This window comes from Aequitasia blattaphilus, from assembly GCF_024721305.1.
Lineage (GTDB): Bacteria > Bacillota > Clostridia > Lachnospirales > Lachnospiraceae > Aequitasia > Aequitasia blattaphila.
In genome coordinates this window covers 1-16,309 of record NZ_JAMXOD010000014.1, presented here as the reverse complement: position 1 = coordinate 16,309, position 16,309 = coordinate 1, and the positions used below count along the sequence as shown (strand labels likewise).

The window sequence follows — 16,309 nt, the reverse complement described above, 5'->3', positions numbered from 1 at the left end:
GCCTCCTGTCCCCTCTTTTATTTTTCTTTAAATATTACTTTAAATATCGGGAAAAATACCCAGAAGGAAATTGCACTATTTATAATCATTGTTACAACGTCTGCAACTGTTTCACCTGTTTTCCCCCATCCCCAGGTATTCATTAGCAGATTATAGATAGGGGCTTTGTAAATCCCCTGTAATGCTGCTGCACCAACGGATATGATAATATATGCGATAAAATACCACATCGCCGCTTTTAAAATACTGCTATTAGACTTAAAGGTAACATTTCTTTGTAGAAAGAAATTAATAATCTGTGCGATTAGAAGCGTGATTTGTACGGCCAGAAAATAGGCCAAACCTCCGCCTCCTCCACTTCCTAATGCACCTGCAGCATAATCAAAAACGAAGTATTGTGAACCATTCAAATTACTTCCTACCGGAAAAACCTGAAAAGCTGTATGAACCAAGGATGTCATACCAAATATATATTTGAATAGCGGCATTAAAATAAGTTGTAAAACTGTTACTCCGTTTGAAACAATAAAGAAAACAAGAAACTGCGCTATCGTAGGATGTTTTTCCTTATAATCACTCCATAGTCCTTTTACTTTTTCCATCTTTGCAACTCCTTTATTTCTTTGTACTTAGTGTGTCTTCATAACGCTTATTCCCTCTTCGATTCGTAAAAAAGCCTCCAATAATCCTCTTTATTCCTTTAAAAAAGTGACCATTTACTACCGTAACCATACCATTCACCATATCTGAGCTAACCGCTCCACCAGTCATCTTTGCGATTGCACGCAGCGGCATATTGTAAATAAATAAAATATTTAAGTCTGGCTTTCCTTTTTCCATACTTTTATTCTTCATAGCGGTCAATCGTTTGTAAATGAATCTTGCAATCCCACTCTTTGCGTAATAAAGCTGACATATGGCATCATTGGATCCAATTTTTCCTTCCCATTTTCCATTTGGAATATCTTTTCCTAACAATGCTTTATATTCTTCATCCGATACTTCATTTACAATCGCCGAAAAATAATGCTCCATTTCCTCTTTTATATAAGGAGCTTCTGCACCGGTACCCGTCTGTACCAGTTCTCCTGTCAGCTTGATATCCATGGAACTGGCGCCAATATAAATGTGATACTCTCCAGCTTCAATTTCCCAACGATTTGTCTTCACATTCCAGTATCGGAAACTTTTATCATCAAACAGAATTTGAACTTCCTGGCTCTCCCCTGCTTTAATAAATACCTTTTGATACCCCTTCAGTTCCTTTTCTGGTCGAAATACCTTTTCACTATCCTTTCCAATATAGAGCTGCACTACTTCTGCACCATCTATCTGGCTGGTGTTCTTTACCACACAACTGACACCTTGCTCTGTTATCTTTAAATCGGTATATTCAAAGGATGAATAGGATAATCCATATCCGAATGGATACAATACCCGCACTTTTGCACTGTCATAATAGCGGTAACCTACAAAGAGGCTTTCTCTGTACTGAGAATCCCTTTGATGAGCCGGGAAATAGCAAAAACCAGGCGTGTCTTCATAGTGAATCGGATAACTCTCCGCAAGCCTCCCGGAAGGATTTTCTTTCCCCGTTACAATATCAAGTACGGCCCTTGCCCCAGCTTGTCCTCCCAGGTAAGTATGAAGAATACCTTTGAGACAATGCTGCCAAGGCATCTCGATTGCAGAACCTGCACTTAAGACTCCTACAATATTGGGGTTCACCTTTCCCAAATCTTCCAATAACTCGATTTGATTTTGCGGGATACGCATGTGGCTGCGATCAATTCCTTCTGACTCACTTAACTCATCCAAACCAAAGCAAAATAGAACCACATCTGCCTTTTCTGCTAAATCAATGGCTGCTTTTCTCATTGCTGCATCGGCTTTGCCTGAACGTTCATAGCCTTTCACACATCCTAAAATTGTCAACTCTGAATCCTTTATCACTTCTTCCATTGTCTCAAGTCGTGTCGGATTAACCATAGAAGAGCCGGCTCCCTGATATCTTGGCTCTATTGCAAAATCTCCTATCAAGGCGACTCTGGCTTTACTTCTAAGGGGCAATATATCTTCCTGGTTTTTGAGAAGTACGATACTCTCTGCCGCTGCCTTTTGTGCTAATTTATGGTGTGCCTCTTGGTCAAACCCCTGTCCTGTATTTGTATTGGACCATTTGAGAATTCCATTTAAGAGGTCTTCAGTACACTGATCCAGCTCTTTCTGACTTAACCTTCCCTCTTCAAGAGCTTTCAGCAGTTGTCTCGCGCTATCCAATCCAGGTGCTGGCATCTCAAGATTGGAGCGAACCTTTACGCCTTCTACGTGGTCGTTGCTTCCACCCCAATCAGTGATTACCATGCCTTCAAATCCCCATTCATCACGTAGAATGTCCTGTAATAAATGTTTGTTTTCATTGGCATACTGGCCATTCACCTGATTATAGCTGGTCATCAATGCACCGGCTTTTCCTTCTTCCACCGCTATCTCAAATCCGGTGAGATAGATTTCCCTCAATGTACGCTCGTCAATAACCGCATTCATCGCCATACGTCTCTCTTCTTGAGAATTTACAGCGAAATGCTTCGGGCAGGCACATACTCCCTGCCCCTGAATTCCTTTGATATACGCTGCCGCCATTTTTCCCGATAAATAAGGGTCTTCAGAAAAATACTCAAAATTACGTCCGCATAAAGGACTTCTCTTTATGTTCAGTCCTGGTCCTAACAAAACATTTACACCTTGAGAGGCCGCTTCTTCTCCGAGGGCTTTTCCGATTTCTTCACCTAGCTTATCATTCCAGCTATTGGCAATTGTCGCTGCTGTTGGAAAGCAGGTTGCAGGAAGAGACGCATTTAATCCTAAATGGTCTCCTTCTCCTGCCTGCTTCCGAATACCGTGAGGGCCGTCTGCACAAAAAATCGAAGGTATATCAAGTCGATCAATTTCTCTGGTCTGCCAAACTGTTTTCCCGCTCAGCATCGCCGCCTTTTCTTCATTTGTAAGCTTATTGATTATCTCTTTTTGCTTCATTATTTGCTCTTCCCTTATATTTTTTCACGGTTAAAACTGCCAACAAAATCATGAGGGCACCAAGAATCACATCAATTACAATAGCGGCTATCTGCCAGCTCATTAATCCAGTGCTTAGATTCCCATCTTCATATGCTCTACTATTTACAACCGTATACATAATATTTTTACAAGACTGTCTCATTGCATTTACAGAGGTTGCACTCTTCGTATCCTTTACATGGTTCGTTTCTGTGTCGTAAGCAACCAACATTGCATCATTTCCATTACGGATTCCCTGATCTGCATTCATGTATCCATAGACACCAAAGTAGTCTGTTAAAACAAAACCTTTGAATCCCCATTCATTACGAAGCGTCTGGTTTAAGAGTGCATCAGAGCCTCCTGCCCATTCTGTACCAATATAATTAAATGCTGACATGATCGCTTGTGCTTCACCTTTTTTAACTGCTTCTTCAAAAGGTTTTAGATAAATTTCGCGAATAGACTGCTCATTTGCCCATGTTACAAGCATATTGTTACGGTCTGTTTCCTGATCATTAAGAGCATAATGCTTCAGATAAGCATAAACCCCTTTACTCTTTGCACCTTGAACAGCTTTTGCTGCTATCTCACCGGCTAATACGCCATCTTCAGAGTAGTACTCAAAATTACGTCCTGCAAAAGCGCTGCGATGTGTATTCATCGCTGGAGCATACCAGCCTGAAACTCCCATATCATCTGCCATTGTTCCAATACTTTCTCCAAATCGTTCTGCAATTTCTTTATTCCACGTGCTTGCAATCATAACTGCAGATGGAAATCCAATCGAACCGGTTCCGGTAAAGTTGTTGTTAATAGATGCTGGACCATCACAATCAATTGTTCCAACCTTTCCAACGCTATCTGCTGCCGAGGTTTGATATCCTGCAATTGCAATCATGGTATCCATTTCTTTAATCGTAAGGTTGTCCAGAAGAGTTTCCCATCTCTCATCCTCATAATCTGCACCACGTAATTCAGCCAATGTGATATCATTTCCTGCTCCTGTTGTGGGCATTGCGTCTTCTTCATTGTTGTAATCTTCCGGATTGTAGTTTGCATTATTGATAAAGGTTGCTTTTGCCTCCTCTGTTATTGAAAAGCTTTCTGGCGCTGCCGTTGCTTCCTCATAATTTGCAAACTTATCTGCTCTTGATAAGTAAGTAACATCTCCTGCCACGTGATCAAATGCATTTGTTGCTACTACTTCATCGGTAGATCGCTTATTGTCCTCATCATAAACAATTGTCTCTTTTTCTGAAACTGTCTTCTCATCTAAGATCCTATGGGAATCTCCTCTTACAGATATCTTATAATCTCCCTCTTCCAATACGTATGCTTTTGCATCTTCACTATCATAAGAAGCTAAATCCTCTTTATTAATGGTAATGCTGATGGTTTCTGAATCTCCTGGTTCTAACTCATTTGTCTTTTCAAATGCAACCAGGTTCGCTGTAGATTTTTCAATTCCCCCATTTGTATAAGGAGGATTACTGTACACTTCCACAACATCTTTTCCGGAAACATCTCCAGTATTTTTTACCGTTACATCAAAGCTTAATTCATCTCCACTTACAGTGATTTCACTCATTTCCTGCTCAAAAGTTGTATAGGACAGCCCGTATCCAAAAGGATACTGTACATGGTCATCATAATTAATAAATCCTTCATCTGATGCTGTCTCGTAGAAACGGTATCCCACGTAAATACCTTCCACATAATTAATGAAGTTTGGATATACGTCGTATTCCTCCTGCGTTACAAAATCCTTGTTTGTTACCTTGAATTCTTCCATATTGTCATAGGCGAAATGACCAAAGTTATTGCTTGTTGGTGTATTAAATAAATCCTTTACAAAGATATCACTTGTCTTTCCAGAAGGATTTACTTCCCCACTTAAAATATTTCCAAGAGCTCTAAATCCGGATTGTCCTGCACCTGGACACCAGATTGCACTTTTAATTTGTTCATATTCATCTACAAAGCCTAGCTCCATTGCGTTTGCACCATTGTAAACAAGAGTTACATTATCAAAATTTGCACAAACAAGTTCAATCATATCCTTTTCACTTTGTGTCAGTTCAAGAAAGTGACTGCCTTCTGGAAAATCTTCGTAGTCCGATGAGTTACTTTCAAAAGTCACTTGACTTAAATCTGTCGGTAAGTCTGCGCCCTCTCCACCTACACGTGTGATTACAACCATTGCATCTTCTGAAAAGCCTTTTGCATTTTCAATCAGTTCATCAGAATATTGGTCTTGCGGTGGTTCTGGCAATGTCCAATCCTGTGCCCACATACCTACTTCCGGGCGGTCCGCTCTGTAATCCACATAAAAATCACTTAATTCTTGATTGGTTTCAATGCCTGCTTCTTTTAATCCATCCAGCAGAGATGTTGTTTCATAAGCATCTGATAAGGATCCTGATCCGGTACCACCATAGCAAGGATTTGTGGATGCCCATCCAAATACATTAAGTGCGGCAGAATCTGCAAGAGGTAAATTCTTGTTTTCATTCTTCAGTAAAACAATTCCCTCATTTCCAATTTCTTCACCTAATGCTGTCGCCTCGTCGGATGCTTCCTGTGTAATCGTTCCATTACCCGTTGACAAAGAAATCAAACTTGACATTGGACCAAAGCATATTAAATTCACTGTCGTTACAAATGCTAACAGAATAGCAATTCCTGCACTTGATCTAATTGCTTTTCTCTTTACTACTGCCACTTTTCTACACACAATTATTACAATGAGTGCCAGTACTAATACGATACCAAAACCGATGAGGTAAGGTATACAAGTTTTTACAACTTTTAAAACGTCTTCCATGTTAATTGCTAACATTTTTCTCTTCCTCCCTGTTGAATCATTATTTTATTTATTCTAAAATATCACATCAAAATAGAATGTGATTCTCTTTTGCATAACCGGTCATTTTTTTGACACAACTGGAGTGCAATCTGCTATAATACATAAATTACTAAAACTAATTTTATTATAAGGAAAATTTAAAATGCAAAATACAAATGACTTAAACTCCCTTGAGGATGCCCTCAATCATTTACCTGATGAGACCAAGGATTCAACCCTTGAAACAGAGTTTGATCTTGATGATGCACTGGCTGAACTCCCCCGAGAACATTTCCAGCCTGCCGACCTAACACCTGTTAAAAGGGCGCCTGTCAGAAAATCGAGTCCGAAACCGAATCACCAATCAAAACCAAGAGGTAAAATGTTGATTTCAAAAATCCTAACCATTGCCAGTGGGCTGTTTATTATTGCCTTACTTATTTTAAATATTATCCCCTATAAGTTCTTAATACCTCTTATTCTGATCATTATTCTTTACCCAGTGTATGTCCATGTCAGCTGTCGGAAATACCGAAGAAAGGGAGGCTTAAAAGCCTTTAGCCTTCTTTTAGCTTGCCTGTACTTAGTTGGAGCTTTCTACGCCATAAAGTTTTTCATGGTAATCGGGGATATTACAAAAGATAATATTGCTCCCGACATCAATGTCGCAAGCGAAAGCTATACCATGTACATTAGCGGAATCGATACCTATGGTGAAATATCTGCTTCCAGTCGTAGTGACGTAAACATGCTGATGGTCATGAATCCTAATTCACATCATATGCTTTTAGTCAATACTCCCAGAGATTACTATGTTGATTTACCCGGTATCTCAGGAGGTCAATACGATAAGCTGACTCATGCTGGAAACTATGGAGTGGAAGCTTCCATGGCTGCCTTATCACAGCTTTATGATGAACCTGTTGAGTTTTATACCCGCCTTAATTTTTCTTCTCTCATTGATATCGTGGATGCCCTTGGAGGAATTACTGTGGAATCAGAGCTAAGCTTTACCACTGGTGAGGATTCTGGTGCCATAGTGGATATTATAGAAGGAAAAAATCATTTAGATGGAATTGAAGCTCTTGCCTTTTCACGAGAAAGACAGGCTTTTGAGGATGGAGATAATCAGAGGGGCAAAAATCAGCAATTAGTCATCAATGGTATTTTCAAAAGAGTACTCTCTCCCCGGGTAATTCTAGGGGCGAACCAGATTTTAAATACCATTGGTCAAAATACAGAAATAAATATGAGCCGTAGTCAAGTACAGGGATTTATAAGATCTTACTTAGATGGTGCCTTCCAATGGAATACAGACTCTGTTTCTGCCACTGGTTACGGTTCTACAGAATACTGCTTTTCAGCACCAGATCAACCTTTATCTGTTGTAATCCCTGATCCTGACTCCGTAACAGGGATTACTCAGCTGATTAATTCCACCAAAGAAGTTTTGTAGAATTATTCTTGTTTCATCTCTATTAGTGAGTAAAAGAGAACCCCTGCAAGAGTTATAATGCCTCCCACGATTTGCATAAATGTCGGTATTTCCCCAAAAAGAGGATAGGCCAGAATTGCTACAATAATAGGCTGACACAATTTCGAAGCTGACACAAATGCCGGCGAAAAAAATTTCAGGCAATAATTAAACATAGAGTGCCCCAGCAGTGTAGCAAAGACTGCCAGCCCAAGAGTCAGCATAATAGTATCTACTCCATAACCAATCAGGGGAAATCCTCCCAATAAGGCAAGCACAATTAAAACAATGGCACAAGCTAAATAAACCAAATACGTATACGCTGCAGTTGTCATTGTTTTCCTTGCTTCCCGACCGAGTAGAGTATATGCTCCAACTAAAATAGCTGCTGCCAGTGCCAAAAAATCACCGTATAAATGGCTTCCACCTTTCGAAAAATCTGAAAAAGCAATCAACAAGCTTCCAAATATCGTAACAGCAATACAAAGAATTGCACTTCCTTTCATCTTTCCCTTCATGAATAATGTGTAACCAAGGGCAACCCATATAACTTCTGTACTAACAATGGCTGTCGAGCTTGCTACAGAAGTCTGCTTCAAGGACTCAAACCAACAAATGAAATGAATGGCCAAAAATGCACCACTTGCTGTACACAGAAGAATAAGCCGGGGCTGCAGTTTTTTCAACTCCCTCCGAAGCTCCTTACTGCCCAGAACAAATGGAGTCATTAATACAACCGTCCAACTCAGGCGATAGACCGCAATAATTACCGCTGGTGCATTGGAGAACTTCACTAATATTGAGGACGATGCAATGCCTATGAGCCCAATAATAATCATAATAATGGGGTATTTTTCCAGTTTTTTCATGTAACCTATTTCCTTTCAAGTCCTATTGGTTCTCAATCCGTTCAGCCAGGTCATTTAAGTATACCCAGCGTTCCATCTTCTCTTCTAGCTGCTCTTCCAACTCAGATTTACGAGAACTAAGCTTAGCAAGCTCGGTATAATCATAAGCGAACTCTTCTATTTGATTGGACACTTCTAAAATATTTTTTTCAAGCTCCGCCACATCTTCATCGATTCTATCGTATTCACGCTGCTCCGCAAAAGTGAATTTAAGCTTTTGAGGCGCTTTTTGCTTTCCGTTTTTTATCCTTTGGATTTCGACTTTTGGAGCAGGTTGATGAATTGCTGTCTTTTTTTGACTTTCTACATAGTCACTATAGTCTCCCATATACTCCACGATTTCCCCGCCCTCTTCAAAGGCAAGGATGCGTTCAACCACATTATCCAGAAAATAGCGATCATGGGATACTGTAATTACAATTCCTGAAAATGTTTCTAAGAATTCCTCCAGTATAATTAAAGTCGGTATATCTAAGTCATTGGTTATCTCATCTAAAATTAAGACATTTGGCGCCTCCATCAAAACCATTAAGAGTGCCAACCGCTTCTTCTCCCCCCCAGAAAGCTTATCCACTGGTGCATATTGCTGATCGTCATCAAACAGGAAACGGGTCAGCATTTGTGATGCACTAATGGTACCATCTTTGGTTTCAATAAACTCTCCAATTTCACGGATACTCTCAATGACTCGTATACTTCCCTTTAACTCTTCTTGATTTTGGGAAAAGTAACCGATTTTAATTGTCTCTCCAATTTCCATTTTCCCAGAGTCGGGGGCTTCAATTCCAGCTATAATCTTAACCAAGGTGGATTTTCCACAACCGTTTTTCCCAATAATTCCAATTCGACTATTTTTCAGGAAAATGTAGTCAAACTCCTTAATCAGATGTTTTTCTCCATAGCTTTTCACTATATGATTGCAGGCAATCGTTTTCTTTCCCATCCGCTGGCCTATAGAGTCTAAGCTAAGCTCACTTTTTTCCTTTGGTCCAGAACTCTCCTTTAGCTCTTCTAACCGCATCAGCCTTGCTTTTTGCTTGGTGCTTCTTGCCCTGGCACCCCGAGCTGCCCATGCATTTTCTACACGAAGAGTGCTTTGTCTTTTTCTCTCTGTTGCCCTGGCTATCTCTTCTCTTTCAGACTTACGGAGCAAAAATTCTTCATAATTCCCTGGATAGGAGTATAGCTTAGCCTGATCAATTTCGATGATACGGTTTGATACCCGTTCCAGAAAATACCGATCGTGGGTCACCATTATCAGCGTCCCTTTAAATCCCTGCAAATATTCCTCCAACCACACAGCCATCTCATTATCAATATGATTCGTAGGCTCATCCAGAATCAGGATGTCTGTCGGATGCAGCAAGGTCTTTGCCAAAGCCACACGTTTCCTCTGTCCGCCTGAAAGAGTCTGTATCATCTCATCATGATTCGTAATTCCCAATCGGTTTAAAATACTCTTTGCTTCACTTGCTACTGCCCAGTCTTCTTCCTTTTCATCTCCAAGTACGTAATCTAAAACACTGAGATTCTTTGGCATCTCTGGATCCTGTGACAAATATGCCAGGGTTTTATTATTCTGCTTAATAATCTGCCCTTCATCACAGCTTTCTACTCCCGCCAGCAAACGCAGAATCGTTGTTTTCCCTGATCCGTTAAGCCCAATCAGACCTATTTTATCTCCTTCCTGGACTCCCAATGAAACGTCATCTAGTATCTTTTTGTCACCAAAGCTTTTGCTCACTTGTTCAACCGTACAAATATTCATATCTTGCTATAACTTCCTTTCATCTATCCCTAGTATCCCTTATTTTTCAAATCTTTTATCAAATCAACATAGAAGTTTCTTACCTCAAATCCGTCAATGTTCTCTCTGAACAAATCAATCATATCCCCGTGTGAAATCCCTCGTCGTCCTCTCACCGACACATCTCCCAGATAATCCCCCCATTTTCCAGAAGTAATCGGAACCAGTCCGTCATTCTCTTCTTTTTGAAGTCTGTTAATGATTCGATAGGTCAGGTTAAGGGGAAATCCTGCACTTTTAGGACTGTTCATCTTAGACATGACACTTTGGTAAAGTACTTCTGGCTGATTCTCAACCTCTTGATTAAAGGATACCATCCTCGCTTCCGTCAAATCACAAACTGCACCCATAAAATCAGGATGGGAATCTCCTAATCTCTTAAACATGCGATTGTAGGTTTTGGCTACCTGATTCACAATCCCTGGGGGTAATTTTTTAAGCAAAATATCTGCCCATTTACAGCCTAAGTGAGGTGTGTTTATCGTTGTTAGAGATGCCACTTTGGGATACATTTTCAACTGACTGATTGCATAACGAGAGTCGAGACCTCCCTTGGAATGAGCAATAATATTCAGCTTTTCTGCACCTGTCTCTGCTAATATTTGATCGATTTGAATACTGAGTTCCTTCCCACTTTCCTCTATCGCTAAGGCGCTTTCTTGCTTACCGTAATACACATGCGCTCCATTTTTAACCAGCTCTTTCGGAATCCTTCCCCAATAATTAAAAAACTGCCAGTCCCGGAAGAATACACCATGTACCATTAAAATCGGATATTTCGTTTGACAAATATGATTTTCCACCCGTGCTGCATCCATTTGTGCAATGTGAGATTCTACCTCACATTCCACCCTGGCGACTCTGGTTATTTTACGAATAAAGTAGATGTTAAAGAGGGGAATCCACCAAAAGAGCATGAGAATGAGCTTGCGTCCAATCTTTATCTGTTTTGACAAGAGGAGTAAGCGTATCACTCCTTGTATTTCCAAAAACAGAAATAGAACTAAGAAGACCAAAAAATTTCCGACTAGCACTTTCCAAGATATTTTTCCTACAAAGAATAAAATAACGTATAATACTACTTCTAGCATAAAGCCATAACCAAAAACAGTTAATAGCTCACATCCTCCATACAGTGCCTTCATACGTAGGGTCATATACTTTAGATTTCTCTCACTAAATCGCTCCGGTAAAATGCTGAAAGCGAAATAAACCAAGACACCAAAAATCAAGCATACTATTAGTACGCTTTTTTTAGGCTGTAATAAATGATTCCAAAGAATAAAATTGCATACTACTACTAAAAAAGATGTTGTTAATATTTTTCTCATTACCTTTTACCTGTTTTCTTAAAAGCTTCTTCCATGGCCTGATACAAAGCCTCCCCATCAATTGGCTTGGAAATATGTCCATTCATTTCTGCCTGCCTGCAAACTTCAATATCTTCTTTGTAGGCGTTGGCCGTTACCGCATAAATAGGAATCTCTTTTGCTCTTGGCAAACCGGAAGCACGAATACGTCGGGCTGTTTCTACACCGTCCATAACAGGCATTTGTAAATCCATTAAAATCATATCATACCGCTCAGGGGCACTTTTGAACATTTCCAATGCCTCTTGACCGTTTTCTGCACAATCTATTGTAACGTCAGTTTTCTTCATTAGAGCCATAGCTACCATCTGATTCACTGGCATATCTTCAACGAGTAACACTTTCTTGTCTGGCCACTTTAGTGTATCCTTTGGACGGTTTGCTTCATAGGTAAAGGGAAGCTTCACGAAAAAACGGCTCCCTTCTCCCAACTTGCTTTCTACGGTAATTGTACCACCCATTAAGTCAATAAGATTCTTCGTAATTGCAAGACCAAGCCCAATTCCAGCATGTGCCCGGGATCTGCCGCCATCCTCTTGCTCAAATAAATCAAATGCATGGGAGACAAAGTTTTCATCCATCCCAACCCCATTATCAACGACTTCTATCATCAGAACTCCACAATTTTCCTCTAAAATATCCTCGGATACAAGAAGCTTAATCTCTCCTTGCTCAGGAGTGAATTTAATTGCATTGGAAAGGAGATTCGAAAGGATTTTGACCGTCTTCTCTCGGTCACCAACGACTATACGTCCTGGCTCACACTTCAATGTATGCTGGAAATTTTGATGCTTTTTTTCAGCCCTCAAGCTAAATGTAGAGACAATATCATCTACCATTTTCCAAATACCATAAGGTTGATTCTTAACTGTAAGTTCATCCATATCGATATTAGACATGTCTAATATATCATTGAGCATAGTCAATAGTTGCTTTGCAGAATCAGATGCCATAGCCAGTGCATCTTTTATCTTATCCAAATCATCTTCCTGCCTGGCAACCTCTGTCATGTTGATAACCGCATTCATCGGCGTACGAAGCTCATGACTCATCCGTGCCATAAACTCATCTTTTGCACGAACGTTTGCCAAAGCGTCTTTCGTTGCTATTGCCAGCATTTTGTTCGTTTCATTTTGAATAATGGCTGAAACAAGCATATTCGCACTCGATCTCAATACAGAGATTTCAACATCGGTAGCAGGCGTCTCGTCTAAACAATTTTCAAAGCTAATAAATCCCCAAAATTTCTCTTGGATTACCAGCGGCAGCATAAGGGATGCCTTGATTCCTTTGTTCGCGAAAAATTCTCGTTCTACCGGCGGCATTTCCCGCACTAAATGATTCACTGGTTGATTCGAATATAGGGGGATCTTAATGGCTGGCAAGGAATCATATGCTAATTCCTTACCTAGAGATACGTTTCTTTTATGATTCTCACTCATCTTCCCCCACCAGAAAAGATGATGATAATACAGAGTCTCCTCTCGCATTACATTTTTCCAGATACAGACTCGATCTGCTCCCAAAGCTTCACCCAGTGCTTCAAGCTGTTGTACAATTAAGCTGTCAAAATTCTCAACAGAAGCGGCTAACAACTCTGCTGCAACATCATTCGCTAATCGAAGTAAGTTGTTATACTTTTCCACGGTAGCTTCTGCCTTTTTTATTTGTCGCAAATCCTGAGAATACGCAAGAATACGATATTCCCCATGCCAAGGCACGCGGATTAACGTGGTTTCCACTGGAAGTTCCTCACCGTTTCGTGTTTGATACTGCCAGAAAAAACATTGATATCCCGTTTGAAGGGTATTTTTTATATAGGTTTGTGCCAATTCCTCAGTAGGGATTCCATTTGGCTGAAATTCCGGATTCAGCTCCTGAAAACAATTAATATAAGTGGACTTATCTTCAATCTCAAAATAGTCTAATGCCGCCATATTGCAATCAATCATATTGCCGCTTTCATCCCAAATCGAGCATATTAATGGTGTTGAATCCAACATCAACTGTGCATAAGCTTCTGACTCTTGCTGAGCACGGTTTGCATTCTTTGTATCGGTAATATCTGTTCCTTGCTCAAAATGCACAAATCGCCCATCACCTATACTTACCAAACTACTTGTGTTTCGAAACCAACGATCTTTTGCAGGGTTCATTCGCTCCCACTCAATCGTCTCACCTTCATCCTGGCGTATCATATTCAGTGGGCAATCGGTGCATCTGCCTTCTTGACCTGTCTGATAAACCTCCCAACAACGCATTCCTTTCGGATTATAATCCACACCGTAAGCTTCGTTCATTTTATCGTTGGCATATAAAATAACATCTGTATCTAAATCTGATATCATAACTTGAATATCTACTTTACGAAAAAATTCTTCTATCTCGTCCGAGACCTGCAGAGGCACTTCCGTCTTCCCTCTCTCTCGTACACTCATAAATAACTCCTCCCCAATCTTTAAATGGTATACTTCATTGTACCATATTTTGTCTATTTGTAAGGGGAAAAATAGTGCTGATACATCTTTTACTCTCTACATGGCTTAATAATCTCCCATACTTCTTCATCAAATTCTCTATCTTTGTAATAGTACTTTCTGTCTGCCTCAGTAATCTCCTTGATAACACGACACGGATTTCCAACTGCAACTACCCATTCTGGAACATCCTTCGATACCACACTTCCGGCTCCAATTACAATGTTACTTCCGATTGTCACTCCTGGAAGAATTACAGTATTTCCACCAATCCACACATTATCACCAATTGTCACTTTATCACCGTATTCATAGAAGGAATTTCTGGAGTCCGGATGTATTGGGTGTCCCGCTGTGTAGATTGATACATTGGGAGCGAACTGACAATTATCACCAATTTTCACCTTTGCCACATCTATAATTGTACAGTTATAATTGGCAAAAAAATTCTTTCCAACTTCTATATGTTTTCCATAATCACAGAAGAAGGGGGGATTAATAAATGCTCCTTCTGACTTTCCAAGCAGCTCCTTTACAGTCTTTTCAATCAACTCAAAGTCAGAGCGATCCACAGTATTTAACTTCTGTAAAATTCTTCTGCATACTTTCTGTTCTTCCATTACTGCCTCATCCGATAGATAAGCCAGTCCCAAATCTCTTCTTTCAATATTGTTCATATATCACTTTCCTCCATCATGCTATTATCTGATAAAACCTCCAACTCTTATAATACTTGATAGTCCAGAGTAGTCCATAAATAGTTTCAAATTTCTTCATCTGAATTTACTTGAGCGTCTGTTTTTTTTGAATCTTGTGCTCGTCTTTGAAGTGCGGTCAAAATTGCATTTCCTGTCACAATCAAGCTTTCATGTTCTGTAGCTGTCACATCAAATTTCAATAGGCGGAATACTCCCTGCAGAATAAATCCAATCCCAAACACAGAAACGACTGTACCCAGACCAACTTTCGCTCCCAGAAGCCATCCCCAGATCAGTACAACTCCTTCTAAGCCCGTACGTACAGCACCAATTGGAACCTTCGGCATCCGCTTGCCCAGTGCTGTCATAAGTGAATCTCTTGGCCCACACCCTAACCCGGGGCTGATGTAAAAATAGCTTCCCAAACAAATGAATACCTGTCCCAACAGCAGCATCAGTATCCCTACCATAAAGTTGTTGCTTTTCGGCACCATATCCAGCCAATTCAAAAAGTTAACGAACAGGCCAATCAACAACGTATTCAGAATCGTTCCCATCCCAATTTTTTCCTTGAGCAGCAACACAAGAATCAAGATTCCTACTCCTGACAAGATAATCATCGTTCCGAATGGAATACCAGTAATATTCGTCAAGCCCTGGGAAAACGCATCCCACGGTGCCAGCCCAATATTAGCCTGAACTGTAAAATAAATTCCCAGTGCATAAAGAAATAATCCGATTAACACCTTTAAGATTCGAATACCGTATTGTTTCATTCCGTATACTCCTTAAATTCTTCTTTGTAAAACTTCAAAGATAACGTATGTATGTACCACCATCCGAAACAAATCTTTTTCTGTCATCAATTATCTGCACATCAACACTAAAAAGAAACAACATATAAATAACAAAAATATTTTTTATAAGCTCTCCTATCAATATCTACTATATGACATGTCGTATGATTTTTCATTATGCCTTAAACCTAGAGCATGTCTCAATTCGTGCGTTATAACTCTTTGAATTTGTGAACGTGAGCAATCCTCAAGTTTAATACAGTATTTTTCCTAATAACACCTGGTTTGTACGAATTCCATTTATTAACGCTACCGGTAATATACGATGTATACTGGGAAGTTGTATAATTTAATCTTCCATCACTATTTACATGATACCATACTCTGCATCGTATTATGTTTTTATTTCCTCTCACTTTCCATAGTTTTAATCACTCCTCTGGACACATATGCTTCTACTCCATTAACAGAAGCAAAAGGTATGACAAGAGCAGAAGAAACACAATGGTATTATCGAACATATAACGGAAAATGTACTATCTGAGAAATGTATCAAGGGACGAAAATGATACACTTGCCTTTAATAATTTGGGGCTTGGTATAAAAAATACTTAGTGTAATCAAGAGTGTTCAAAGGTGTTCAATATTTTTCTGCAAAAAAAATGACGAGACGTCCTATAAATCAAGGTTTCTCATCATTTTCAACCAATGCCGCAGACCGGAATCGAACCGGTACGGGAAGTTAATCCCACAGGATTTTAAGTCCTGGGCGTCTGCCAGTTCCGCCACTGCGGCATTTTACAACTTTAAAAGTTGTAAATGGGACCAATAGGGCTCGAACCTATGACCCCCTGCTTGTAAGGCAGGTGCTCT

The 16,309-nt window shown here is 39.9% G+C and carries 11 protein-coding genes and 1 tRNA gene; 1 reads left to right on the top strand and 11 read right to left on the bottom strand.

Going from position 1 to position 16,309, the window contains the following annotated elements; translation table 11 throughout:
* Positions 1-17: 17 nt before the first annotated feature.
* The 3 genes from NHH15_RS10210 to NHH15_RS10200 are packed head-to-tail and all read right to left on the bottom strand — an operon-like array spanning position 18 to position 5,899.
* Positions 18-602 (bottom strand): hypothetical protein, encoded by a 585-nt coding sequence (locus NHH15_RS10210; RefSeq protein WP_262066571.1) that lies wholly within the window; start codon positions 600-602, stop codon positions 18-20.
* A 13-nt stretch (positions 603-615) separates the two neighbouring features.
* A complete protein-coding gene (locus NHH15_RS10205; RefSeq protein WP_262066570.1) occupies positions 616-3,036 on the bottom strand; it encodes a glycoside hydrolase family 3 C-terminal domain-containing protein in 2,421 nt (806 codons plus the stop codon).
* Positions 3,011-5,899: a glycoside hydrolase family 3 N-terminal domain-containing protein gene (locus NHH15_RS10200; RefSeq protein WP_262066569.1), complete on the bottom strand. Its 2,889-nt coding sequence runs from the start codon at positions 5,897-5,899 to the stop codon at positions 3,011-3,013. Before NHH15_RS10200 ends, NHH15_RS10205 begins: the two co-directional genes overlap by 26 nt.
* Before the next feature lie 169 nt (positions 5,900-6,068).
* On the opposite strand from NHH15_RS10200, the gene NHH15_RS10195 reads away from it, so the two are divergent.
* Positions 6,069-7,361, top strand: coding sequence for an LCP family protein (locus NHH15_RS10195; protein WP_262066568.1), 1,293 nt, complete (start codon positions 6,069-6,071; stop codon positions 7,359-7,361).
* Positions 7,362-7,363: 2 nt separating this feature from the next.
* Here the strand turns inward: NHH15_RS10195 and NHH15_RS10190 are convergent, their stop codons facing one another.
* From NHH15_RS10190 to NHH15_RS10160, 8 genes are all read right to left on the bottom strand, one after another.
* Entirely contained in the window at positions 7,364-8,248 is an 885-nt protein-coding gene (locus tag NHH15_RS10190; protein WP_262066567.1) for a DMT family transporter, read from the bottom strand.
* A 22-nt stretch (positions 8,249-8,270) separates the two neighbouring features.
* Complete coding sequence (locus NHH15_RS10185) at positions 8,271-10,055, bottom strand: ABC-F family ATP-binding cassette domain-containing protein (RefSeq protein ID WP_262066566.1); 1,785 nt, start codon at positions 10,053-10,055, stop codon at positions 8,271-8,273.
* 29 nt (positions 10,056-10,084) lie between these two features.
* Positions 10,085-11,425: an esterase/lipase family protein gene (locus NHH15_RS10180; protein ID WP_262066565.1), complete on the bottom strand. Its 1,341-nt coding sequence runs from the start codon at positions 11,423-11,425 to the stop codon at positions 10,085-10,087.
* Positions 11,425-13,902 (bottom strand): ATP-binding protein, encoded by a 2,478-nt coding sequence (locus tag NHH15_RS10175; protein ID WP_262066564.1) that lies wholly within the window; start codon positions 13,900-13,902, stop codon positions 11,425-11,427. The genes NHH15_RS10180 and NHH15_RS10175 overlap by 1 nt, the downstream gene beginning before the upstream one ends.
* Positions 13,903-13,991: 89 nt before the next feature.
* On the bottom strand, positions 13,992-14,618 hold the full coding sequence (locus NHH15_RS10170) for a sugar O-acetyltransferase (RefSeq protein WP_262066563.1): 627 nt from the start codon (positions 14,616-14,618) through the stop codon (positions 13,992-13,994).
* A gap of 86 nt (positions 14,619-14,704) precedes the next feature.
* Positions 14,705-15,415: a YczE/YyaS/YitT family protein gene (locus NHH15_RS10165; protein ID WP_262066562.1), complete on the bottom strand. Its 711-nt coding sequence runs from the start codon at positions 15,413-15,415 to the stop codon at positions 14,705-14,707.
* 159 nt (positions 15,416-15,574) lie between these two features.
* Positions 15,575-15,694: a M57 family metalloprotease gene (locus NHH15_RS15875; protein ID WP_416386579.1), complete on the bottom strand. Its 120-nt coding sequence runs from the start codon at positions 15,692-15,694 to the stop codon at positions 15,575-15,577.
* A 451-nt stretch (positions 15,695-16,145) separates the two neighbouring features.
* A tRNA-Leu gene (locus NHH15_RS10160) sits at positions 16,146-16,231 on the bottom strand.
* Positions 16,232-16,309 lie beyond the last annotated feature (78 nt).

What these genes read in the sequence shown, in the direction of transcription:
- NHH15_RS10210 (WP_262066571.1), bottom strand. Translation starts at nt 602, where the DNA reads ATGGAAAAAGTAAAAGGACTATGGAGTGATTATAAGGAAAAACATCCT.
- NHH15_RS10205 (WP_262066570.1), bottom strand. Translation starts at nt 3,036, where the DNA reads ATGAAGCAAAAAGAGATAATCAATAAGCTTACAAATGAAGAAAAGGCG.
- NHH15_RS10200 (WP_262066569.1), bottom strand. Translation starts at nt 5,899, where the DNA reads ATGTTAGCAATTAACATGGAAGACGTTTTAAAAGTTGTAAAAACTTGT.
- NHH15_RS10195 (WP_262066568.1), top strand. Translation starts at nt 6,069, where the DNA reads ATGCAAAATACAAATGACTTAAACTCCCTTGAGGATGCCCTCAATCAT.
- NHH15_RS10190 (WP_262066567.1), bottom strand. Translation starts at nt 8,248, where the DNA reads ATGAAAAAACTGGAAAAATACCCCATTATTATGATTATTATTGGGCTC.
- NHH15_RS10185 (WP_262066566.1), bottom strand. Translation starts at nt 10,055, where the DNA reads ATGAATATTTGTACGGTTGAACAAGTGAGCAAAAGCTTTGGTGACAAA.
- NHH15_RS10180 (WP_262066565.1), bottom strand. Translation starts at nt 11,425, where the DNA reads ATGAGAAAAATATTAACAACATCTTTTTTAGTAGTAGTATGCAATTTT.
- NHH15_RS10175 (WP_262066564.1), bottom strand. Translation starts at nt 13,902, where the DNA reads ATGAGTGTACGAGAGAGAGGGAAGACGGAAGTGCCTCTGCAGGTCTCG.
- NHH15_RS10170 (WP_262066563.1), bottom strand. Translation starts at nt 14,618, where the DNA reads ATGAACAATATTGAAAGAAGAGATTTGGGACTGGCTTATCTATCGGAT.
- NHH15_RS10165 (WP_262066562.1), bottom strand. Translation starts at nt 15,415, where the DNA reads ATGAAACAATACGGTATTCGAATCTTAAAGGTGTTAATCGGATTATTT.